This window comes from Mesomycoplasma ovipneumoniae (assembly GCF_024758565.1).
In the GTDB taxonomy this organism is placed as follows: domain Bacteria; phylum Bacillota_I; class Bacilli_A; order Mycoplasmatales; family Metamycoplasmataceae; genus Mesomycoplasma; species Mesomycoplasma ovipneumoniae_B.
The window spans coordinates 334132-358633 of the sequence record NZ_CP079199.1 but is presented as its reverse complement, the minus strand read 5'-3'; the positions used below and the strand labels follow the sequence as shown (position 1 = coordinate 358633).

General features: G+C 28.5%; 15 protein-coding genes. 14 read left to right on the top strand and 1 reads right to left on the bottom strand.

Going from position 1 to position 24502, the window contains the following annotated elements; all coding sequences use genetic code 4:
* Window positions 1-87 precede the first annotated feature (87 nt).
* From recU to KW512_RS01250, 12 genes are all read left to right on the top strand, one after another.
* Window positions 88-573: a Holliday junction resolvase RecU gene (recU, locus tag KW512_RS01305; protein WP_258841699.1), complete on the top strand. Its 486-nt coding sequence runs from the start codon at window positions 88-90 to the stop codon at window positions 571-573.
* A 207-nt stretch (window positions 574-780) separates the two neighbouring features.
* Window positions 781-1701, top strand: a complete 921-nt coding sequence (gene rpsB / locus KW512_RS01300; protein WP_313321254.1) for a 30S ribosomal protein S2 — start codon at window positions 781-783, stop codon at window positions 1699-1701.
* A gap of 21 nt (window positions 1702-1722) precedes the next feature.
* Complete coding sequence (gene tsf, locus KW512_RS01295; protein ID WP_258841697.1) at window positions 1723-2613, top strand: translation elongation factor Ts; 891 nt, start codon at window positions 1723-1725, stop codon at window positions 2611-2613.
* 80 nt (window positions 2614-2693) lie between these two features.
* Complete coding sequence (ffh, locus tag KW512_RS01290) at window positions 2694-4016, top strand: signal recognition particle protein (protein WP_258841696.1); 1323 nt, start codon at window positions 2694-2696, stop codon at window positions 4014-4016.
* 24 nt (window positions 4017-4040) lie between these two features.
* Window positions 4041-5408 carry a glycine--tRNA ligase gene (locus KW512_RS01285; RefSeq protein WP_258841695.1) on the top strand — a complete coding sequence of 456 codons (1368 nt, stop codon included), beginning with the start codon at window positions 4041-4043 and terminating at the stop codon, window positions 5406-5408.
* Window positions 5401-7206, top strand: a complete 1806-nt coding sequence (dnaG, locus tag KW512_RS01280) for a DNA primase (protein ID WP_258841693.1) — start codon at window positions 5401-5403, stop codon at window positions 7204-7206. Before KW512_RS01285 ends, dnaG begins: the two co-directional genes overlap by 8 nt.
* 640 nt (window positions 7207-7846) lie before the next feature.
* Window positions 7847-9220, top strand: coding sequence for an RNA polymerase sigma factor (locus tag KW512_RS01275; protein WP_420323731.1), 1374 nt, complete (start codon window positions 7847-7849; stop codon window positions 9218-9220).
* A 6-nt stretch (window positions 9221-9226) separates the two neighbouring features.
* Entirely contained in the window at window positions 9227-10000 is a 774-nt protein-coding gene (locus tag KW512_RS01270) for a Nif3-like dinuclear metal center hexameric protein (RefSeq protein ID WP_258841691.1), read from the top strand.
* Complete coding sequence (locus KW512_RS01265; protein WP_258841690.1) at window positions 9994-10821, top strand: deoxyribonuclease IV; 828 nt, start codon at window positions 9994-9996, stop codon at window positions 10819-10821. The genes KW512_RS01270 and KW512_RS01265 overlap by 7 nt, the downstream gene beginning before the upstream one ends.
* Window positions 10822-10844: 23 nt before the next feature.
* A complete protein-coding gene (gene tyrS, locus KW512_RS01260) occupies window positions 10845-12089 on the top strand; it encodes a tyrosine--tRNA ligase (RefSeq protein WP_258841689.1) in 1245 nt (414 codons plus the stop codon).
* Window positions 12090-12149: 60 nt separating this feature from the next.
* On the top strand, window positions 12150-16895 hold the full coding sequence (locus KW512_RS01255) for a DUF4011 domain-containing protein (RefSeq protein WP_258841688.1): 4746 nt from the start codon (window positions 12150-12152) through the stop codon (window positions 16893-16895).
* 109 nt (window positions 16896-17004) lie between these two features.
* Window positions 17005-19875 carry an SGNH/GDSL hydrolase family protein gene (locus KW512_RS01250; RefSeq protein WP_258841687.1) on the top strand — a complete coding sequence of 957 codons (2871 nt, stop codon included), beginning with the start codon at window positions 17005-17007 and terminating at the stop codon, window positions 19873-19875.
* A 541-nt stretch (window positions 19876-20416) separates the two neighbouring features.
* Here the strand turns inward: KW512_RS01250 and KW512_RS01245 are convergent.
* Entirely contained in the window at window positions 20417-21997 is a 1581-nt protein-coding gene (locus KW512_RS01245) for a GIY-YIG nuclease family protein (protein WP_258841686.1), read from the bottom strand.
* Between the two features lie 111 nt (window positions 21998-22108).
* On the opposite strand from KW512_RS01245, the gene KW512_RS01240 reads away from it, so the two are divergent.
* Together KW512_RS01240 and dnaK are read left to right on the top strand one after the other, a co-directional pair.
* On the top strand, window positions 22109-22420 hold the full coding sequence (locus KW512_RS01240; protein ID WP_258841685.1) for a hypothetical protein: 312 nt from the start codon (window positions 22109-22111) through the stop codon (window positions 22418-22420).
* Between the two features lie 163 nt (window positions 22421-22583).
* A complete protein-coding gene (gene dnaK, locus KW512_RS01235) occupies window positions 22584-24383 on the top strand; it encodes a molecular chaperone DnaK (RefSeq protein ID WP_258841684.1) in 1800 nt (599 codons plus the stop codon).
* The last annotated feature ends 119 nt before the right edge of the window (window positions 24384-24502 follow it).

The following is a 24502-nucleotide window of genomic DNA, read 5'->3' as shown; positions in this document are numbered from 1 at the left end:
TTTTAAGCTAAAAATGAGAAAAAGTGCTTGTTTTTCCCATTTTTTTCCTTTTTTGGCGAAAAAAAGCTTAAAAATTTAATTAAAAATATGAATCATAAAAACCGCGGAATGTTTCTTGAAAAAATTATTAATAACACAATTGAATTTTATTATCAAAACGACATTGCGATTTTTCATAAAAAAAATCTAGACATTAGTTTTAAAGCCGTTCAAAAAGATTTGACCTTAAATGATGCCTTTGTATTAAAAAAGTCAACCGTTGATTATTATGGAATTTATAAAGGAATTTTTGTCGCTTTTGAGGCCAAAAGTACCAATGAAAACGTTTTAAATTTAAAGCAAATCCCAGACCATCAAATCAATTATCTACATAAAATTAGAAAACATTTTGGTTGTGCATTTTTCATCATTTTTTTCAAACAACTTGAAAAATTTTACATTTTAAGTGTCGACAAAATAGATTTTTCAAAAAAGTCAATTTCTGCTCATTTTTTAGAAAAAGAAGGGATAGAAATTACACTTACATACCCTGGAATCATTGATTTTATTGCTTATATTGATCAAATGATTTAAATTATTGTTTATTTTTTATTTTATGGTATAATATAATTCTTAATTTATATTACCTCAAATATCATTAAAATGGATTCAGATAGATGTGCTTTTTTAAGTTCTATCTGTTAGAAATTTTAAGTAGAAACAACAAACAAAAGGAAATATTACATGGATAAGGCAACAACAGCTAAACAAAACCAAAATATCGAACAAAAAGATAACCAAATGTTGAACATTAGTGAGATTTCTACTGAAAACTCAGCGGAAATTCCTATTGTTTCAAAGCAAAAACTATTAGAAGCGGGTGTTTATTTTGGTCATAAATCATCGCAATGACACCCTAAAATGGCGCAATTTTTACTAAAAAGAAAGCGTAATGAAACTCACATTATTGATGTTTTAAAAACTCAAAAAATGTTAGAAATTGCTTATAAATTAGTTGAAAAATTTGCCCAAAAAGGTGCTAAATTTATTTTTGTAGGTACAAAAAAACAAGCAAAAAAAGCCATTGAAGAACAAGCAATCCGTACAAATTCAATATACGTTTCTGGTCGTTGATTAGGCGGAACTTTGACAAACAGTCGAACAATTTTGTCACGTCTTAAAGCAATGGAAGAACTTGAAAAACAAACAGCAGAAAATTTTGAAGGTTATACAAAAAAAGAAATACTTTCAAAACAAAAACAATTAGCTAAGTTACAAAAAAATCTTAACGGAATTAAAGGATTAAAAGACGTTCCACTTTTTTCATTAATAATGTTAGTTGCCGATCCTTTAAAAGATATAATCGCAGTTAAAGAAGCCCGTAAAAAAGGAATTAAAATTATCGGGATAACAGATTCAAATGTTGATCCATCTTTGGTTGATTTTGGAATTCCTGCTAATGATGATTCAACTAAATCAATCACATTAATTTTTACTATTTTAGCTGATGCAATTTCATCAGCAAAAGGTGGTAAAAAACTTTTTGCATATCAGCCTGATGAGCAAATTATTTTGCCAGAAGATCCTGAAAAAGAGCAAAAACAACTAAGATTTCGCCGTAATTCATTCGATAAATTTGAAAAGTTCGATAAATCTAAAACAAAACCAGGCGATAAAAAAGTACAAAACCCTAGCCAGTCTAGCGAAACTAAAATTGCATAATTGATAAAAAAGGAGTAAAAAATGTTAAAAATAGATAAATTAGCAAAAATTAAAGAATTAAGAGAAATTACGGATGCTCCTTTTGTTGATTGCAAAACAGCACTTGAAAACTCTGACTATGAAATAAATGGTGCTATTAAATGACTTCACGAAAATGGTAAGTCAAAAGCACTAAAAAAAGCTGACCGTATTGCTGCAGAAGGCTTAGTTTTAGCAACTAAAAGTGAAAAACACGCTTTAATTTTTGAACTTAATTCTGAAACAGATTTTGTTGCTAAAAATCAAAACTTTGTAAAACTTCAAGACGAAATTGCCCAATTACTTCTAGAAAATGACTTTGACAATTTAGAAACTGCCTTAACTATTAAAAATCCTGACTCCCGTACAATTGCAGAAATGTTAGTCGAATCTACAGCAACTATGGGTGAAAAAATAACTTTGCGTCGGGTACTAAAAACCCAAATTTTAGAAGGACAAAAAGTTGGACTTTATACACATTCTAACGGACAAATTGCTTCTGTTGTTGTTTTAGATGGCGGAAATTGCACTGTTGCAAAAGATATTTCTATGCATGTTTCAGCTCTAAATCCAGAATTTAATTTTGAGTCCGATGTGCCTCAAGAAAGACTTGCAGAAATCACTCAAAAAGTTGAAGATTCACCTGCCTTAGAAAAGAAACCCGAAAATATTAAGCAAAAAATTATTCGTGGTATGATTGAAAAAGAATTGTCAAATTTTGTTCTTGAATTTCAACCTTTAGCAATCGATAGCGCCATTACTGTTGGTAAATATTTAGAACAAAATTCTGCTAAATTAGTTCAAGCTGTTCGCTTTGAAGTTGGTGAAGGAATCGAAAAACAAGCTGTCGATTTTTATACAGAAGTTAATTCACAAATAAAAGAAGCTAAATAATCATTAATTTAAAATCAAAAAATATAAAGAAAGGTATAAAATTTTTCCTGTTTTTTTAGGAAAAATTTTCTATTTTTAAAATGTTAGATTTTTTGACCAATAGAATCCAGTCATCTTTAAAAAAAATTCAGAAATCTGTAACCATTAATGAGCAAGATTTAGCAGAAATTATTCGTGAAATTCGTCTTGCTTTACTTGAAGCTGACGTTAATTTATTAGTTGTTAAAAACTTTATTGCTCAGGTTAAAAATCAGGTTTTAACAAACGGACTGACCTCCAAACTTAATCCCCAACAAGAATTTTTGAAAATATTACACCAAAATTTAGTTTCGGTTCTTGGAGTTAGTGCAAAGTCTATTAATTTTTCTAAAAAACCAACAACAATAATGCTAGTTGGTCTTCAAGGTTCAGGAAAAACTACAACTACGGCAAAACTTGCAGTTTATGCTCGCCAAAAAAATTTTTCAAAAAAAATTTTGTTAGTAGCTTGTGATACTTACCGTCCTGCTGCGATTGATCAATTGAAACAATTGGGAAAACAAGTTTCAATTGATGTTTTTTATATTGAAAAAACTCCTGTTGAAATTGCAAAAGATGCCCTAATTTATAGCAGAAATAACAATTATGACCTTGTTATTTTTGATACAGCCGGTCGTCTTTCAATTAATTCTGAATTGATGACTGAGTTAGCTGACATTAAAAAAGCTGTAAAACCTGATCAAATTCTTTTTGTCCTTGATGCCCTTTCTGGTCAAGATATAATAAATGTTGCTGAAACTTTTCATAAAGAAATTAATTTAACTGGCTCAATTATTACAAAATTAGACTCAAATGCTCGTGCAGGTGCGGCCCTTTCAATTACACATTTGCTTAAAATTCCAATTTTATTTATTGGTTCAGGTGAAAAAATTTCTGCCTTAGAACTATTTCACCCCAACAGAATTGCCGACCGAATTTTAGGAATGGGCGATGTAATGTCACTTTTAGAACAAGCCGAAGAAAATATTGACAAACAAACCGTTAAAAAACTGTCTCATCGTATGTTTTCTGGTCAATTTAATTTAGATGACCTCCTAAATAGTCTTGCTCAAATTCAAAAAATTGGGAAATTTTCTAAAATTATAAAAATGATTCCTGGATTATCGGGCAAAATTAATGCGAGTCAGATTGATGAAGTTGAGCAAAAAATGAAACTTTATAAAATTTTAATCTCGTCAATGACTCTTGAAGAGCGAAAAAAACCAAAACTTTTAAAAAATCCATCTCGTAGGAATCGAATTATTCGCGGATCAGGTCGAACAGGTGCTGAATTTAACCGTTTAATTAGTGAGTTTGAATCAATGTCCAAAAAAATGTCTGAATTTTCATCAAAAAATATTAATTTTGATGCATTTTTTAAATAAAAATGAAAATTAAAAGGATAAATTATGGCCAAATTTGAAAACTACCAATTTTTTATTAATTATCTAAAGAATTTAGGATTTATTTTTCCTAGTTCCCAAATTTATGGAGGTTTAGCAAATTCTTATGATTATGGCCATCTTGGTGTTCTTTTAGCTAAAAATATTGAAAATTTTTGGGCTGATTTTTTCATAAACAAAGATCTTAATGCCTTTTTTATTGACACAAAAATTTTGCTTAACCCAAAAGTTTGACAGGCCTCTGGTCATCTTGAAAACTTCAGCGACTTGCTAGTTGAAAATAAAATTAATAAAAAACGTTATCGTGTTGACCATTTGTTTGAAAATAATTTTCCAAATTTAATTTTTGAAAAATTAAATCAACAAGAAATTCAACAATATTTGGCTAAAATTGAAAATTATGATGGATCAAAAACTGACTGATCTATTCCCAAAAATTTCAATCTTTTATTCCAAACCGAACAAGGTGTTGTTGAAAATGAAAAAACAACATTGTATTTACGACCTGAAACAGCACAGGGAATTTTTATAAATTTTAAATCACTTTTAAGATTTACTAAAAACACCTTACCTCTTCGAATTGCTCAGGTAGGAAAATCGTTTCGAAACGAAATTTCACCTGGAAATTTCATTTTTCGAACCCGCGAATTTACTCAACTAGAACAGGAAATTTTTGTCAGACCTGAACAAGCAGATGAAATTTTTCACTCTGAAATAGAAAAAGTTCAACTTTTTTTAACCAAATTAGGTTTTTCGCCAGATTCAATCCGAATTAGCAATCATCAACCTGAAAAATTGGCCCATTATGCAAAAGCAACTACAGATTTTGAGTATTTTTTTAATTTTGGCTGAGGTGAGCTAATTGGAATTTCGAACCGTGGAAATTTTGATCTTAAAAATCACATGGCTAAAAGTGGCGAAAATCTTGAATTTGTTGATTCTGCAACTGGTCAAAAAATTTTACCATACATAATCGAACCATCAATTGGCCTAGACAGACTTATGTTAGCGATTTTAGAGCAAAATTTTGTTCATGACATCGAAAAAGACCGTTATTTTCTTAAATTTCCGTTTATTTTAAGCCCATATAAAGTTGCGGTTTTACCGCTTTTAAAGAAATTTTCACCTCAAGCAGAAGAAATATGAAAAATGCTTGTTAGCCACGGAATTTCTTCTACTTTTGTAAACACAGGAACTATTGGAAAAAGATATTATTATCAAGACTCAATTGGAACTTTTTTTTGCATTACAGTCGATGAAGAAGGAATTCAAAATCAAAGTGTAACAATCAGATTTCGCGATACTTGTGAACAAAAAAGAATAAAAATCACCGAAATTATCCAATTTATAGAGGAAAATTCTTCAAATGAATAAGCAGCAAATTTTAGCTCATATTTTAAAAAACACCGATATTTATGCACTAATTTCACAAGCAATCCAACTTTCACCCAAAGGAAGAAACACATTTGTTGGACTTTGTCCATTTCATGAAGACACAAATCCATCACTGTCAGTTTCAATTTCTAAACAAATTTTTAAGTGCTTTTCTTGTCAAAAAGGTGGAAATATTGTTAACTTTGTGATGCTTTGAAAAAATTTGAATTTTTTTCAAGCTGTTGAATATCTCAACAAAGAATACAATTTAAACCTTAAGTTAGCAAATAATTTGGCCCCTGAAAAAGTTTATTCTCAAATCGAACTTCAAGCATTGCGCGCTTTTGAAAATTCAGTTTCACTTTATCTTTTAGAACTACTTACAATTACATCAAGAGCCAAAAAAAGCCCTAAAAACCGACAAGAATTGGAAATTTACAACTTTATAAATTCGCGAGGGCTAAGTCGCGAAATTATTGAAAAATTTAAAATCGGCTTTGCACCAAGTTCATTTTTAAAACCTCGACTAGTGGATTCAAAATTATTTGATGAGGAAACTTTAAAAGATTATTCACTTTTAAATCAACAAGGTTTTGATTTTTTTCAAAATCGAATTGTTTTCCCTATTGAAAATTTAGAAGGAAAAGTTGTTGGATTTTCTGGCCGTTGTTTGCCTAACACTAAATGTGAACCAAAATATTTAAACTCGCCATCAAGTAAATTATTTTCTAAATCTGAAATTTTCTACAATTATAAAAATGCAATTGCTGATAATCCCAAAGAAATTTTTATTACTGAAGGTTTTTTTGATGTCATTGCATTTTACAAGGTCAATATTAAAAATGTAATTGCGCTTATGGGTACTTCTCTGACTAAAAAACACTGTGAATTATTGAATAATTTTACAGTTGTCATTGCCCTTGATGGTGATCGGGCTGGCATTGAAGCTACCTTAAAATCTGCACTCATACTTTCACAAAACCAAATTAAAACTTATATTATATCAGGTTTTGACGGAAAGGATCCTGATGAATATTTAAATAATTTTGGCGCTGAGAGTTTTTTAGAAAAACTTTCAGATCGCAAAAATTGCTTTGATTTTGCCTACAGTTTTTACAAAAATCAAATCAAAGAAAATTCTAGCGATGAAATTACCGAATTTGTTAGCAAATTTACGCCGTTTTTACAAAGTTTGCATGCCCAAAATAGCCCATTATTAGGTGTTTTTTTGAAAAAAATTAAAGAGGACTTAGGTATTGAAAAAAGTGCTTTTCGCTGAATAAAATCAATTCAGTATCCATCCAAATCTGATCACGAACTTGAAAAATATGGCGATTTTTTTGAAAATAAACAACTAAATAAAAGGAATAACTATGAAAACCGGCCATATCCATTCGAATATATTGAGTTAAAATTATTTTTAATTATTTTGAAGGATTTTCTTGAAGGTGATCAACAAAAATTTTCTTATTTTAAAAGTTTAAATTTTAAATTTTTAAATCCACTTAATAATAAGTTTGTTGAAAAATTATATTCTAGTGATAGAAAAAATCCGGAAATTTACAAGCAAACTTTACAAGAAATTGATAAAGTAAGTGATTCATTAAACGAATACTTAAAAATACCAGAATATGACTTTAAAAATTTTAATGTACATGAAAAAACATTAGATGATGTTGACGGCTATGTTAAAGATATTAATACAAAAAGAAACTGAAATAATAACAATAATTTATATCGATTTTCAAAAAATAATGGAAAAGATTTTTTAATTGATTCGTATAACGACGAAATTTAAGGGGACGGTGATAATGAAAATTGGAAATAAATTGGCAATGCAAGAACCTAAAAATTCCCAAAAAACTTATAGTTTTTCTGAAAAATCTGCAAAGTCAGCAACTAAAACCGCTGAGAAAAAGGTAAAAACTTCACGTAAAAAAACAACAAAGGAGCAAGTTCAAGTAGATTCTAATTTAAATTTGAATGTCGATTCTGATACTTTGAACACTAAAAATTCAAAAAAAAATATTGTTAGTGAAAAAAGAAAAAACTCATATGAGCAAATTGAGAATTTTTTTAATGTTATTAAAACAAGCAAGCATCAATCTGATTTTCTAAAAAGTATCGAGGCATTTCGAACCAAAACTTTAAATCAATTATCAAAAAATATTAACTCAACCAATAAAACTTTAAAAGCAAAAGCTAAAGTTTCTTCAACCACAAAATCTAAAACCGCAAAAAATGAGGTTTTAGAATTAGAACAAGAAAAATTAGAAAAACCCAAAAAAAATTCAAAACAGTCAAAAACAACAGCAAAAGAGAAAAAAACCTCCAAAAATAAAGAAATTTTTGATGAAAATCAGAAGTTGGAAAATTCTGATAATTTTTCAGAATCATCTAATAGCCCCGAGTCACGTTATCAGTTTGTTATTGAAAAGTTACAAGAACAATTAGAACAAAAACAAAAGCAAAAAACTAAAAAAAGTTCGAAAAAAACTGAGGAAAATGTATTTTTAAGTCACGAAGATGTTTATAAATATATCGAAAATTTAAGCCTTTCAGTTTCAGAGGACGAACTTGACGAGTTTTTTCAAATTTTAATGCAGAAAAAAATAATTAGCGGTGAATTAGACAAAGAAGATCTTGAAGATGTTTCAAGTTCAGACTTTGTTGAGCAAATTAGTCAAAAAAATTCTAAAAATAAAACAAAGAAAAATCTTGATAATTTAGATGATGACAAAGATTTGAGTCTAGACAGAATTGATGACCAAGAAGATTTTGATGACTTGTCTCAGGATGATAGTGGCGAAATTGAATTTGGTCACTCGGTTGATGAATCACTAAGAATCCAAGACATTGACGATCTTGATTATATCAATGATGAAAATTCAAGTCAATTTCGCAAACCTAAAATTTACAGCGATGATGTTTACCGAAATAAACTCACCGACACAAATGACATGATCAAATGATACATGCGTTGAATCGGTAAATACGGAAAATTATTAAGCCAAGAAGAAGAACAAGAACTCGCCCGTAAAATGCAAATTAAAGGCCGAATCGGTAAAAAAGCTCGAGATACCTTAATAAAACGTAATTTAAGACTGGTTGTAAACAGTGCAAAACGCTATAAAAACCGTGGTTTAAATTTTATCGACCTAATTTCTGAAGGTAATTTAGGAATTATTAAAGCCGTTTCAAAATATGACCACACTAAAGGATTTAAATTTTCAACTTATGCAACTTGATGAATTCGTCAGGCAATCACAAGAGCTGTCGCTGATCAGGCAAGACTAATTAGAATTCCAGTTCATATGGTCGAAACTATTAATAAAATTAACAAAGCTGAACGCGAATTACAGCAAGAAAAAGGGCTAAATCCAACAGCCGAAGAAATTGCTCAGCGTCTTGGGCCTGAATTTACAGCCGAAAAAGTCCGTTATATTAAAAAAATAAATGTCGACCCGATTTCGCTAGATAAAGCCATTGGAAAAGAAGAAGATAGCTCTTTTTCTGATTTTATTAAGGATGAAAATATAATTTCACCAGCTGAATATGCCGAGCGCGAGGAAAAAGCTAAAGTTTTACTTGAAATAATCGAGGCCACACTTGACTATGATGAAAAAGATTTTATCAAACGCCGTTATGGAGTTGGGGTTGACGAAAATGGTGTTCCCTATCAAGCTCATAGTTTTGAAGAATTAGCGGCCATGCGTCGCGTCACAAAGGAGCGAGTACGTCAAATAGAGGGTAAAATTCTTAAAAAATTAAGAACCCCTCAAAAAAGATGGTCACTACGTGATTTTAACTAAAAAAGTATGAAAACAAAAGTAATTGGCGATTTTTTGCTTGAAAAATTTCCACTAGAAAACTGTCAAGACTGAGATAATTGTGGTTGAAATCTCTTTTTTGATTCTGAAATTTTTAAGGTTCTTATTTGCATTGATCTTACAAAAAGTGTTTTAGATTTTGCTATTAAAAATAATTATAATTTAATAATTTCACATCATCCTTTCTTTTTTTATCCGACAAAAAAGGAAGAATTTCAAAATTCGCCATACAAGAAAAAAATTTCTAGCCTTCTAAAAAAACACTCAATTAGCGTGCTTGCGCTCCACACGAATTTTGACTCAACAAACAACCAAACCGCATTTTCAATCGCCAACCAGTGAGGTCTAGATGCAAGTGGAGCTATAAAAATTGATGATTTTAACATTTTAATTGAAAATAATTTAAAGGTTTCAGAAATTTTAAAAAGAATTTCACTAAATAGTAATTTAGCGACTTTTCGAGCTAATTTTTCACAAGATTTTTTGCCAAAAAAAGTGGCAATTCTTCCAGGTTCAGGTGGAATTTTAGCATGTCTTTTAGCAAAAAAACAAAAAGCCAATCTTGTTATAACTTCTGATCTCAAATGATCAGATCAACTCACGATCAAGCATCATAAAATCAAAGTTTTAGAAATTCCCCATCTTATTGAGCAAGTTTTTACTGATAAAATTGCCCAAATATTACAAGAAAAATTTAAAAACATCGAAATTCACAGTTTTAAATTACCTGAAATTTTAAGCGAGGTTAAAATCAAATGATAAAAATTGGATCACATGTACCTTTCAAAAAACCAGATTACCTTTTTGGTGCAATCGATATTTCTCTAAAAAATAAAGCAAATGCAGCAATGATTTTTCTAGGTCCACCTCAGTCAACAATGAGAACTAAACCTGAAAATTATAAATTTGAAGAATATGTCGCTGAATTTTCCAAGCAAATTCCGCCTGCCGATATAGTCGTTCATGCTCCTTATATTATAAATTTGGCTAATCCATTAAAAGCTAATTTTTCTATTGATTTTTTGGTAAAAGAGATTGAAAAAATGAACTTTATAGGGGCAAAATTCTTAGTTTTGCACCCAGGTTTTTTCACAACTTATACAAGATTAGAAGCAAAAAATCAGCTTGTAAAGTCACTTAAGGTTATACTTGAAAAAACAAAAAATGTTGTGATTTTACTTGAGACTATGGCCGGAAAAGGGACTGAAATGTGCTCTAGTTTTGAAGAAATAGTCGAGATAATTCACGACCTAAATTCAGAAAGAATTGGGGTTTGCCTTGATACTTGTCATGTTTGAGATGCTGGTTATGATCTCAAAAATTATGCTGAATTTCAACAAGAATTAATAAAAACTAAAATAATAAATCATATAAAAGTTATTCATCTAAATGATTCAGCAAATCCGCTTGGTTCAAAAAAGGATCGTCACGCTAATATTGACAAAGGTTTTATTGGTCTTGAAACTCTTCAAAAAATTGTTCACGACCCACTTTTTGATAATATTCCAATAATTTTAGAAACACCTTATGTTGATAATAAACCAATTTATGATCAAGAAATCGCCCTTTTATTGAAAAAATAGCACTAATTTTGGAGAGTTTTTCTATGTCTGATAAAAATAAAATTGATTTTCTTGATGAGCTAAAACAAAGAGGAATTTTAAAAGATATCACTAATTCTGATAGATTTTCAAATCTTTCTTCTGAAAATGGAATTTATATCGGCTTTGATCCAACAGCGCCTTCACTTCATTTGGGTAATTACATTTCAATAAATCTTTTACAACGTCTTCAAAATTTTGGGATTAAAGTTCTTGCCGTTGTCGGAGGGGCGACTGGAATGATTGGCGATCCGTCATTTAAACCTAATGAGCGAAAGTTACTTGACTTTGAAAGTGTTAAAAATAACACTGAAAAAATAAAAAACCAATTAAAATCGTTTAATTTACCTGTTTTTGATAATTTTGAAATTTATAAAGATATGAATATTTTAACCTTTTTGCGTGATATTGGTAAAAATATTAATATTGCTTATTTGTTGGCAAAAGATTCTGTTTCTTCTCGAATTGAATCTGGACTTTCATATACAGAATTTTCTTATCAATTAATTCAAGGGTGAGATTTTAAATTTTTAGCCCAAAATCACAACATAATTGCCCAATCAGGAGGATCTGATCAATGAGGGAACATGGTGACTGGCCTTGATTTTATTAAAAAATCAAACTTAAAAAATAAGGACAAGACCTTTGTTTTTACGACAAATTTACTTACTGATGAAAATAATGAAAAATTTGGCAAAAGTCTTGGAAAACCGATTTGGCTTGATAAAAATATGTATTCACCTTTTAATTTATATCAGTTTTTGTTGAATCAAAGTGATTCACAGGCCGAAAAAATTATGCTTTGGCTGTCGTTTTTAGATCTAGATTCAATTAGGCAGTTAATTTCTTTGCACAATCAAAATAAAAAAGACCGAATTTTGCAAAAAGAATTGGCAAAAGAGGTTGTTTTTAACATTCACGGCCAAAAAGGGCTTGAAATTGCAGAAAAAATAACCCAAATTTTATTTAATAAAATAAATTATTTTGAAATAACTTTTAATGATAAGTTAGAACTAAAAAAAATTTTGCCTTATTTTAGTGCAAAATTTTTTGACCAAAACAGCTTAATTGAATTAGGTATTTTTAGCTCAAAACGTGAATTAAATGAATTTATTTCACATAAAGCTCTTGAAATTAACGGCATAAAAATTGAATCTTCTTCTGAAATTAATGCTAGTTTAGCTGATCAAAATAACCTCTTTTTAATTAAAAAAGGTAAGAAACAATTCTTTATTTTCGAGCTAATTTAAATAAAATTACAAAAAATATTTTATAATATTATAATAAAACTTGATTTACATAAGGGAAATATGGAAGTTGATAATGTTCGTGAAGATCTAAAAAAATGACAAAATAAATTGCTTGATGTTTCAAAAAGAAATCGATTAATCAATTTTAATTTAAACATCCCAACAAAAACAAGGCCAATAAAGCTTGGAATTTTATTGCCTAATTTTAATGATTTTCTTGATAATGTTGTAGAGGCTAAAGCAAAAATATTTTTTCGTTACCCCGAAAAAAAAGCTAAAAAGCAGTCAACTTCAAAATCTAAAAATTTTACACCTCTAACACTAGAAGAAATTCAAGATCAATTAATAAACACTAAGAACATCTCAAATTTGATAATATCAGACTTTCCCGTTGAGCAAGAGAATTTAATTATTAAAAATTTGTACTCAAAATTCAAAAATTTTAAAGAAGAAAAAGCGATAAATATTCTTTATCTTGGCATCGGATTTTTGAAATGATTTGAAAAAGATGATGAAAAAACCCCTTATTATAGTCCTATTTTTTTATTTCCCGCCCAACTTAGTCGAATGTTAGAACAAGGAAAAGAGAAATATTGACTTGAATTTCTTGATAATTCATCATTAAGCATAAATTTAACTCTTCTTAAAAAATTGCAAATTTTAAACTTAGACAGCCAATTATCTAAATTTAAAATCGATACATCAATCTCAATTAGGGAAAATTATCAAAATTTTGAAAAATTATTTCACAAAAATAACACTAATTCAAATTGAGAAATAATTCGCTCAATTCAATTGAGCCTTTTTGATTATAGTAAAATTGAAATTTACACTGACTTAGTAGAAAATGAAGAAAAAATAATTAATAATCCCTTTTATAATGAAATAATTGGAAATTCTACCCCAAAACCAAATAATTCTGTTGCCCCTATCGGCGAAAATAATCAAGATACTGTCGTCGGTTCTAGCTCTAATAATGATCTTGCTCCATCTGATTATTTTCATATTTTGCCGGCCGATTCATCTCAGGAAAAAGCAATTCAGGCTGCAATTCGTGGCGAAAATTTCATTCTTGATGGTCCTCCTGGAACTGGAAAATCTCAAACAATCACTAATATAATTAATGAATTTTTAGCAAGAAATAAAACAGTTTTATTTGTTTCAGAAAAGTTAGCCGCGCTTAATGTTGTTTATTCAAACCTTAAAAAAATTGGGCTTTCTGATTCAGTTATAGCTATTCACAATGAAAATATTAACAAAAAAGATGTAGTTGACAATCTTTTAAGTACGCTCGAAAAAGGGGTTAATTCAATATTACTGAATGCTTCAGAGTCGGCTCTAATTGAAAATAATTATATTGAATTACGTCAAAAACTGAATAATTACGGTGAAAAACTTACTCAAATTCGTCCTCCGTTACAAAAAAGTCTATACGACTTAATTGCTGAATATCAAAATTTGGTTGATATTCCAAATTTTGAATTTTCAATTCCAGAAGAAAAACTAAAGAAAATTGACTATTTTGCCCTTCAAAAAATTGAGTGAGGGCTTAGTGATTTATTTCAAAAAATAAAAACTATCAACTTTAATTTAAAAAAACACGCTTGATATGGTTTTAGTCAAAAAACTATTGACGAATTCAAAAAAGACAAATTTAAAACTTGAATTTTAAGTTTGACAAATTTAAGTCATACTATTTTCAATAATATCAAAGAGTTTAATTTTTTCTTGATGCACCCAGATCAACATTTAAATAATATTCTTTATTTGTTTGATTTTTTAAAAATTTTAAATAACTTAGAAAAAATTGATTTACCTGAACTAGAAAAGTTACAAAATTTGTCCCAAGAAATTCAAAAATATTCACAAATTTTGCAAATTCAATCAGAAATTTCTGCCTTAGAAAAAAAACTTTACGTTCATTTTAAGCAAATTCCTTTAGATGTTCCTATCAAAGAGTGCTGTCAAATTATTGAAGATCATCTCAATAAAAAACTTAAATTTTTAGACTTTAGATACAAAAAAATTAGACAAAAATTAACTCTGTATTTTAACAAAGATTTTTCTGACACAACTTTTCTTGAAAACTCATCAGAAATTATTACCTTAAAAAACAAAAAAATCTCGCTTGAAAAATGGCTTTCAACCCTTTTATTTAAACATGGAGAAACAAATCCTAGCCAAATCCAGGCAAATTTTTATCAATTAAAGTTTTATAAAAAGTTAAAAATCTTGAATGATTCAACAAAAGTAAAAGTTCAAGACAAGCAATTTGTTGATTTTTTCCTTGATTCAAAATATACAAGAGAACTTTTAAATAAAAAATTATTTGAGCCTGTTAGTCAGTTTGTTGATATTTGGCGAGAATTTTCGCTTGAATTTGATTCAAAAGTGGTTGATTTTAACTTTTTAGAAAAGAAAAGATTTGAAAACAATCTTCAGACAAAACTATATAAAATCGACAAAATTCATGAAATTGCGCAAATTAATGCCAATATTTCCCTTTTATCTGATTTTGGCATTGACGATTTTATAAATAAAGCAATTGACGGAAACTTAGAAATTGATTTTTATAAAACATTTGCAAAAAAATTTTACAAAATTTTAATAGATCAAATAATTAGCACTGAATTTCATAATTATGATTGACAAACACTAAGTTCAAATCAAAATAAATTTGAGCTAGCCCAAGAAAAATTAGATTTACTGTCGGCAAAAAGAGTTGATGCCATTCTTCTTGAAAAAATTCCCCAAATTGACTCAGTTTCTGAATATACTCCAGAAATTAGAATTTTAAGACAAGAAGCTAATAAATCTCGACGTTTAATGCCGTTTCACGAACTTTTTGTCAGAATTCCGAATTTATTAAGAAAATTAAAGCCTTGTTTGATGATGTCGCCGCTCTCAGTAAGTTCCTATATTAAAAATAGTGATATGGAGTTTGATCTTGTTATTTTTGATGAGGCTTCACAAGTAAAACCTGAAAGCGCAATTGGAGCAATTGTCCGCGCAAAGCAATATATAATTGCTGGTGACAAGGAACAAATGCCCCCAACAAATTTTTTTGACACAATTCCTGAAAGTGAGGATGAAGAATCTGATTTTACCGACTTTAATGTTTCAGATTATCTCTCAATTCTTGATGTCAGTCAAACATTTTTAAAATCTTACAGACTAACATGACATTATCGCTCAAAGTTTGAAGAATTGATTCAACCTTCTAACATTGAAATTTATAATAATGATTTAGTCACTTTTCCAACAAGTAAAAAACCTCATGATTTACAAGGTATTAAGCTTGTAAAAGTTGAAAATGCGCTTTATAAAGAGCGAAGAAATGAAAAAGAAGCAGATACTGTTATTGAAATACTAGACCAAATTCTTACAAAATATCAAAACAAATTTTCGATAGGAATTGTTACAACTAATTCAGTACAGCGAAACCTCATTCAATCAAAATTAGAAAAATTTAAAGCAAATAAGCCTTATTTTTCCCAGTTTTTTACCGATGAATCATCTACCGAAATTTTTGTCAAAAATATTGAATCAGTTCAAGGTGACGAGCGCGATATAATCATTTTTTCATTAAATTTTGGTCCTAATGAGCAAAACAAAGTTTCACTTCATTTTGGAGCGATTAACCAAAAAAATGGTTACAGACGTCTAAATGTTGCCTTTACTCGGGCAAAATATTCAACAATAATGGTTACATCACTTGATCCTGAGCAAATTGATTTAGAAAAAGTTCGCACACGTGGTGCAAGTTTCCTTAAAAAATATCTAGAAATCGCTAAACATAATTTGTTTGTAGAAAATAAACCTGATAATACTTCAGAATTGCAAGTAAGTTTTGAAGACTCTGTCTACAAAGAATTAACAAATATGGGGCTAAAAGTTGTCAAAAACGTCGGATATTCAGATTACAAAATCGATTTAGCAGTTTTAAATCCACAAAATGAAAATAGTTATTTATTAGGAATTCAATGCGATGGGTCTAGTTTTTTAAAGCATAAAAATGCCCGTGATCGCGAAATTTTGTGAAAAAATGTCCTAATGTCTCGAGGTTGAAATATCCTTAGAATTTGATCACTAGATTGATTCCAAAATAGGGGTAGTCAACTTAAAAAAATAAAAGAAATAATAAAAAAACTTAAATCTCAAGAGGAAAAACCGCTAGGTGTTGAAGAAAATCCTTCAGATTTACCGCCAAAAACAGCCGAACAATTTAGAACCCCATTAGCTATTATTAAAAAAAGACAGCCAATTGATTTTAAATCCTTTTTTGAAAAAAGATTTTTATTTACGGATGAAAATTTGACTGACTTATGAAATCAAACTAAAACTGAATATTCTTTTTTTGAGGAAATTTTTAATCGAGTTAAAATTCTCAGCAAGCTAGAACACCAAAAAATTGTCCTTTGATTATCCGGAAATTCAAAAATTACCAATTCTATAAAAGCAAAAAGTGTGAAAATTGCACATAATTTTATAGAAAACAACATTATTTTCGAAAGTCCGTCGCATTATTTTTTAAAAAATGTAACAAAATATAATTTTTTCCTTGAACCAAAAAGACCAATAAGAGACATACATTATTTTGAAATTAAGGATCTGATTATAACAATAATTGAAAAAACTAAATCAATTTCAAAAGAGGATATATATTCACTAATTCTCGAAGTAACCGATTTTTCTTTCTTGAAGAAAAAGACTCGCGACTATTTAGATCAATGTTTTCAAAAATTAATTGATGATAAAATAATTTTTGAAAACAAAGGAGAAACTTTTTCTTTAGTAAATACTTAATTTTTCCTTTTTTTCAAAAAAACATTAAAATTCTTATAATCAAATAAAAAGCATACGTTTTTAGCGCTTTTGTAGTATAATTTACTTTTAAATATTGAGGTTTGGTCTAATGAAAAAAGCTTTAAAAATTCTCTTTCAAACATCCACGCCAATTCTCTTAAACGTTGGAATTATTTCAGGCGCAGTTTTTTTTAGTGCAAAACAAACTAATTTAGGATCGAATTTGTTAAAAAAATCGGAGACTGCGTTGTTAAAAGAATTAAACTATTTAGCTTTAGGTGATTCCCTTAGCTCAGGTTTTGATTGAGAAAGTAATCTTGACGGCCGTGGTAAAATGACTAACGGTTCTATTAGCGGGATCTCTTTTCCCGCTTTTTTTGCTAATTTTGCTCAAAGTATTCAACCCAATTCTGTAAAATCTTTTAAAAATTTAGCGCTAAATAATTCCTCAATTCTAGATTGAATATATCTTCTAGATCCAAAAAATAATATTATAAGTGATAAAAATCTTTCTAATTTAAGGGCTCAAACATACAATTCTTCAAATTTTGCCGAAACAATTCGTTCAGTATTTGAAAATTTTACCGGTGATTTTTCAAACTTAAGACAAGAAATTCGAAACGCTAATTTAATTACAATTTCAATTGGTTTTAAAGACTTTCTTAATGAATTTAATAGTAATTTTTTTGACAATATTCTTTCAAGCAATACACCCCGAAATTTATACGATTCAATAACAACAAATATTAATTATGCATTTATAAAAATTAAACATAACTTGAAAAAGTTAATAACTTTAATTAAAAATATTAATCCTGAAACTTACATAAATCTAATCGGATATTATGATGAGCATCCAAAAATTGATAAATTTTTAAACGATTTGCTTAAAAATTATTTGTCAGAATTTGAACCTAATTTACTTTCAGTAAGTCGTCTAAACGATGAAATAAAAGAAGTTTCACAACAAATGGGTGTTAATTTCATAAATCCATTTTTTGAAAAATCTTGAGATGAAAAATCAGGTCCATTTTTTGATACAGATTTAGATTTCAGACCTCAAATAAAAGCAAACAAACAAATAGCGCAAAATTTAATTATTTCATTAGCCTTATCCCCTACAGACCTTAATAAATCTAAAAAACTCAATGAAAATAATGAAATTTTACAAACTAATTTTTCCGCTAACAATTTAGAGTCTCAGCAAATAGATTTTGGTTCCAGCAATGAAATTTTAGAAAAAATCACTGTTAATGGTTCACTTCAAAACTTTATTAGTGAAAATTCTAGTTTTGAAGAAAAAAGCATTAAGGATCTACATACAATTTCATTTCAGCAACCAGAATCAGCAAATTATGCTAGCGCTTTGAATCAATTTGTCGGGTTTTTTGGTTCTGAACAGAGCGATTTTGCCGACTTATTTAAAGGCTTAATTAACACTTTTGGTAATAAATCTGAACCAAATTTTGAGGCATTTAATAACATTGTTGAAGTAATTTTAAAAAGTGAATTTTTCACAAATATAACACAATATGCTCAGGAATTTATTGCAAATTCTTCCATCCAAAATGTTGAAACAAATGAATCTGACGACAACTCAGACCAAGATAGTTCTGAGTTGTCTGAGTCATCTGAGTCGGATAAAACAAAAACATCCCCTGATTTAATAAGTTTTTTGAAGGAAAAAGCCCTTTCTCAGGAAAATATTCTTGCACTTTTAAACGAAATTTTGTCTAGCGAATATGTTCAGACCCACAGTACTAAATCAGTTAATTTATTTTATAATTTACTATTCAACCAACCAGCAATTTCTAAATTATTAGTTAGCTCAATTTCAAGTCAAGAAAATATTCAACAAGTAATAAAAGAAGTATTTCAATTTAATTCAGTTCAAAAATTTGTCACTTTTATTTTTACAGAACTAATACAAAATAATCAAGATTATATATCAGCTAAATCTTTTGGTCAAATTTTGTATTTATTTCTCCAAAATTCAAATAATTACAATAAATCAGTAGCTTTTATTAAAAGTTTTGTAATAGAAGCACTTAAAAGACCTAATTTTTTGAGTACTATTTTTGACGCCTTATCAAATCAATTTGGCTTTAATATTGAAAAAGAAGACGTAAATTCGCTTATAACTTTGATTACAAGCACTAGCGATATAATAGTAAATACTAAAACTTTTAACAATTTAATTAATTTATTATCTAACGAAATTATTTATGGAATAAAAAGTGGAATAAGCAATAATCCATCTGATTTTTCTTTCTTTTTTAATATTATTTCTAATTTAACCAATAAAGTTAGTGATTTTATCAAAGATAAAGACAATATTTATAATTTTTTCCAAGATATTATCTCATTTTCTCCCTCAGCTAGACAAATAGACTCTGTTAAGTCTTTGCTTGGTAAATTTTTGCCATTTATTTCAAAAATTAATTTAAGCTTTATTCTTGACAAAAATTCTGAGAATTATCAGTCTTTAAATTTAATTTTTGAGTCTTTTTCAGATTTCTTGGCACAAGATAATTTTAAAGAGTTAAATGATTTAATTAGCACAATTATGGACGATGTTTTCTTGGTTAATAATTATAAATATCAAAATAGTCCCGATTTATACGCCATAATTTTTAATTTATTGTCTAATAATTCCCAAAAATTAAAACCAATTTTGTATAAGTTTATTGACAAAAATCATAACAACACCAAAGTTTTAAATGCGCTTAAGTCTGTTTTTGCTAAAATTTTGCCACACGAAGTTCTTGAGAAATTTGACCAAACCAACCAGCCAAATTACTTTAAAAACTTAATTGACTCTATTTTTGCGGTTATTTCTGAATTAACTATTGAATACAACACCAAAATTGAACTAACGAAAAACAACAGTTTTATCGAAGAAACTGATAAAAAATCAGAAAACACTTTAGATTTTAATCACTTATTAGACAAACTTAAAAGCAAAAAAGCACAAATTTAAAATTTTTTGAAATTAAAAAAATTTTAAATTTATTTCTTCATAAAAATACAACTACTATTTAAACTCAATGTAAAAAGAAAACTCATTTTACTTAAATTGAGCCTAAAAAAATATGTGAAGTTTTGAAAGAACAATAATTAAAAGCCATAAATTTGTAGATTTCTAAACGGTTAAATTTATGGCATTCCATCATATTTAAAAATATAATGGAAAAATTCGCATTTTCTTATTTTAATAAGACAAAAACATAACTAATTCCCCCTTAATTCAATATCAAATTTATTAATTATTCTTAAGTGATTGTTATTATAACACAATTTTATTTTAGACCAAACATTTTTTTATTTTTTTCAAAAGATTAATTTTAAAATAACAAAAATTAAGATTTTAGGTCAAAAAACACCAATTTACCGGCATTTTTACATATTTATATTCACTAAAAACTGAATTTTTGTCATCAAACTGGTAAACTCGGGACAAACTTAAAATCAAAAAGTCATAAATTTAAAATTTTTTTGAAATTAAAAAATTTTAAATTATTTTATTCATAAAAAAGACTTTTTAGTTTATTTTTTTTCATTTTTGATTTTACAAACATATCAACTTTTTCTTGTAAATTTTGAAAAAAATTAAATACTTTTTTGTCTAGTTTCACAACATTCCCTTTTTGGTCAATTATATGGCTAGTTTTGTGCTTTTTATTTTTAACAAGCCCGAAAATAGGGGCTTGAATTTTAATGTTTTCTAAAACACTTGCAATCACGTTCACTTGATTGCTTGCACCGTCAACCAAAATTAGATCGGGTTTAAGGGAGTTTTTAATTTTAAAATACTTTTCAAACCCTTGTCTCATATAGTTCGTGTCGCCCTTTTTAGACCCAGAAAAATTAAAAAAACGACTATAACTAGGCTCATATGTTCCATCAATGTAGAAAATAATTCCTGTTGTTGGGAAAAGTTTTTCTGTTTTTTGCGGGGTTTTTTCAGCATTTTGGACAAATGTTAAAAAAGAATTGTCTATTGCCATTATTTTGTTGGCACTTTTTATTTTGAGGTTTTGCTTAATTAATTCCAAAATTTCAAAATTTTGGACTTTATTTTGATTTTGAACTTGACTAGCGATAAAATCAAAGTGATTTTCTTTTAAATTGTCCAAAATTTGCTTATATTGTTTACTTTTTGCAATTTTTAGTTTGATTTTGCTGTCAAAAAAATCAAAATATTTATCAAAGCTAAAATCAACTATTAATTTATCAGGAGAAATATTGTTTTTATAGTATGAATTTAAAAAATTAACTAATGTTTCATAAGTATTTAGAACAATTTCGAGATGAAAATGCTTGTTCGATAAAAAAATACCGTTTCGGTAAAAGGCAAAACTGACAACCAAAATGCTAGATTCAGGACTAGAAAAGCAAAGAAAATCCAGATTTTCTGCGTTATTTAGGTCGATATTTTGTTCTTGACTTCTTGCGTTTTTAAGTCCATTAATAGCAGCAAAATATTCTTTTGCCAGTTCATAGTGATGATTTTGTTTAGCAGCTTCTAATTTTTCCTCAAGAAGTGCAATTTCGTTCCTTTTTTGCAGCAAATTTTTGCAAAAAAGGAACTTTTGTCGAAAAAATTCTGTATTTTGATTAGACGATTTTTCACCTTTTTCATATAAGGTTTCGCTTTCAAGAAATTTTTTTAGGGCAAAGGCGTATTTTTTACTTGGAAAAGGCCCATAATAAAAAACATTTGAATCATTTTTTGTTCTAGGAACCTTGTAAACAAGGGAAATATTTAATTTTTTAACTAATTCTAATTTTATATAAGGATATCCAGAGTCATCTTTTAGTTTGATATTATAAATTGGCTGATATTTGCTAATATATTCTTTTTCAAGGACTAGCGCTTCTTTTTCGTTAGCAACAATATCATATTCAATTTTCCTAATTTTTTGTATTAACAAAAAAGTTTTATAAGAATTTATTGACCCTTTTGCATATTGATTGACTCTTGAGTGCAAATTTTTTGCCTTTCCAACATATAAAAGTGAATAATTTTCATCATAAAAACGATAAACACCTGTTTTTTTAGGCAGATTTGTACTCTTAATTAGTTGGTCAAAATTTTCCATAAAGGTCCTCTAATAATAAAATTATAATTAATTTTTTCAAATACTGTTATGATTTAGTAAAAATTTGATATAATTATAATTTAAACTATTGGATTAGTTGGGAGGAAGAATATGGATTTTGAATCCTACAAACGAACGGCAGAACCTAAAATAAAACAAATTAAAAAAGTTAGCAAAATTTTTTTAGCGCTTTTTTTGGTCTTTTTTCTTGTTTTTATAGGTTTGTTGTCTTATTATATAGTTCAAGTTAATGGCGAAGAAGGGTTTCGGACCGATTTTGTCGAGGCAACTTGACTTGCGGTTGCGTTGCTGTCGGCTGTAATTGCAATAGTTTTTTTAGTTTCTTTTTTTATCGGAATTTATAAAATAAAAGCGATGAAAAAAGTTGAGAAAAATATCGAAAGTCAACTAAAAGAACTTTAAAAATTTTTAATTTAAGTTCAAAAAACCCTTGAATTTATAGTCTTTTTTATTTTTTCAAAAAAAAATGGCACTTTTTGCTTGTGAGTGCCAAAAAATATGATATACTATTTGTTGTCATAAAAGAAAAGACAAATTTATTTTTTAAATGAAAGGAAAACATAATATGGCAAAAGAAATAATTTTAGGTATTGACCTAGGAACAACCAACTCAGTTGTTTCAATTATCGAAAATCAAAAACCAGTCGTTCTTGAAAATCCAAACGGGAAAAGAACAACTCCTTCTGTTGTTGCCTTTAAAAATGGTGAGGAAATTGTTGGTGATGCGGCAAAACGTCAATTAGAAACAAATCCTGAAGCAATTGCATCTATTAAAAGATTAATGGGTAGTGATAAAACCGTTCGCGCTAACGATAGAGACTATAAACCTGAAGAAATTTCAGCAAAAATTCTTGCATATTTAAAAGAATATGCTGAAAAAAAGATTGGTCACAAAGTTTCAAAAGCTGTTATCACAGTTCCTGCTTATTTTGATAATGCTCAACGTGAAGCAACAAAAAATGCCGGAAAAATTGCAGGATTAGAAGTTGCAAGAATAATTAACGAACCAACAGCAGCTGCACTAGCATTTGGTCTTGATAAAACAGAAAAAGAAATGAAAGTGCTTGTTTATGACTTAGGTGGTGGAACTTTTGACGTTTCAGTGCTTGAATTATCTAACGGAACTTTTGAAGTTTTATCAACAAGTGGCGATAACCATTTAGGTGGTGATGACTGAGATAATCAAATTGTTGACTGAATGATTAAAAGAATTAAAGAAGAGTACGATTTTGATGCAAAAAGCGACAAAATGGCACTTACTCGTCTAAAAGAAGAAGCTGAAAAAACCAAAATTAACCTATCAAATCAAAGTGTTTCTACAATTTCCTTACCATTTTTAGGTCTAGGAAAAAATGGTCCAATTAACGTTGAGCTTGAACTAAAAAGATCAGACTTTGAAAAAATGACAGCCCACCTAATTGACCGAACAAGAAAACCAATTGTTGACGCCCTAAAACAAGCTAAAATTGAAGCAAGTGAGCTTGATGAAGTTCTTCTTGTTGGTGGATCAACACGTATGCCAGCTGTTCAGACAATGATTGAACACACTTTAAATAAAAAGCCAAATCGTTCAATAAATCCTGATGAAGTTGTGGCAATTGGTGCTGCAATTCAAGGTGGAGTTCTTGCTGGTGACATTAGTGATGTTTTATTATTAGACGTTACTCCTTTAACTTTAGGAATTGAAACCTTAGGTGGAGTTTCAACCCCATTAATTCCAAGAAATACAACAATTCCGGTAACAAAATCACAAATTTTCTCAACAGCTGAAGACAATCAAACCGAAGTTACAATTTCTGTAGTTCAAGGTGAAAGACAACTTGCAGCTGATAATAAAATGTTAGGTCGCTTTAATCTTTCAGGAATCGAGCCTGCTCCTCGTGGTCTTCCACAAATTGAAGTTAGTTTTTCAATTGATGTTAACGGAATTACAACTGTTTCAGCAAAAGATAAAAAAACTGGAAAAGAACAAACAATCACAATTAAAAATACTTCAACTTTATCTGAAGAAGAAATTAACAGAATGATTCAAGAAGCCGAAGAAAATCGTGAAGCTGATGCAATTAAAAAAGATAAAATTGAAACAACAGTTCGTGCCGAAGGTCTTATTAATCAACTTGAAAAATCAATAACTGATCAAGGTGAAAAAATTGATCCAAAACAAAAAGAACTTCTTGAAAAACAAATCCAAGAACTTAAAGATCTTGTAAAAGAAGAAAAAATTGATGAACTAAAAACAAAATTAGACCAAATTGAGCAAGCAGCCCAAGCTTTTGCCCAAGCAAGCGCTCAACAAGCTAATAATGCAAGTGAAACTGATTCTCAAGATTCAAACACAATTGATGCTGAAATCAAACAGAACTAAAACCTAAAATTTATAAAAAACACACTTGCTTTTTGGCAGTGTGTCTTTTTTATATTATTATTTAAGACTTTTGCTTTAAAAAGTCTTAAATTTTTATTATTTTTCCCAAAATAATAAAA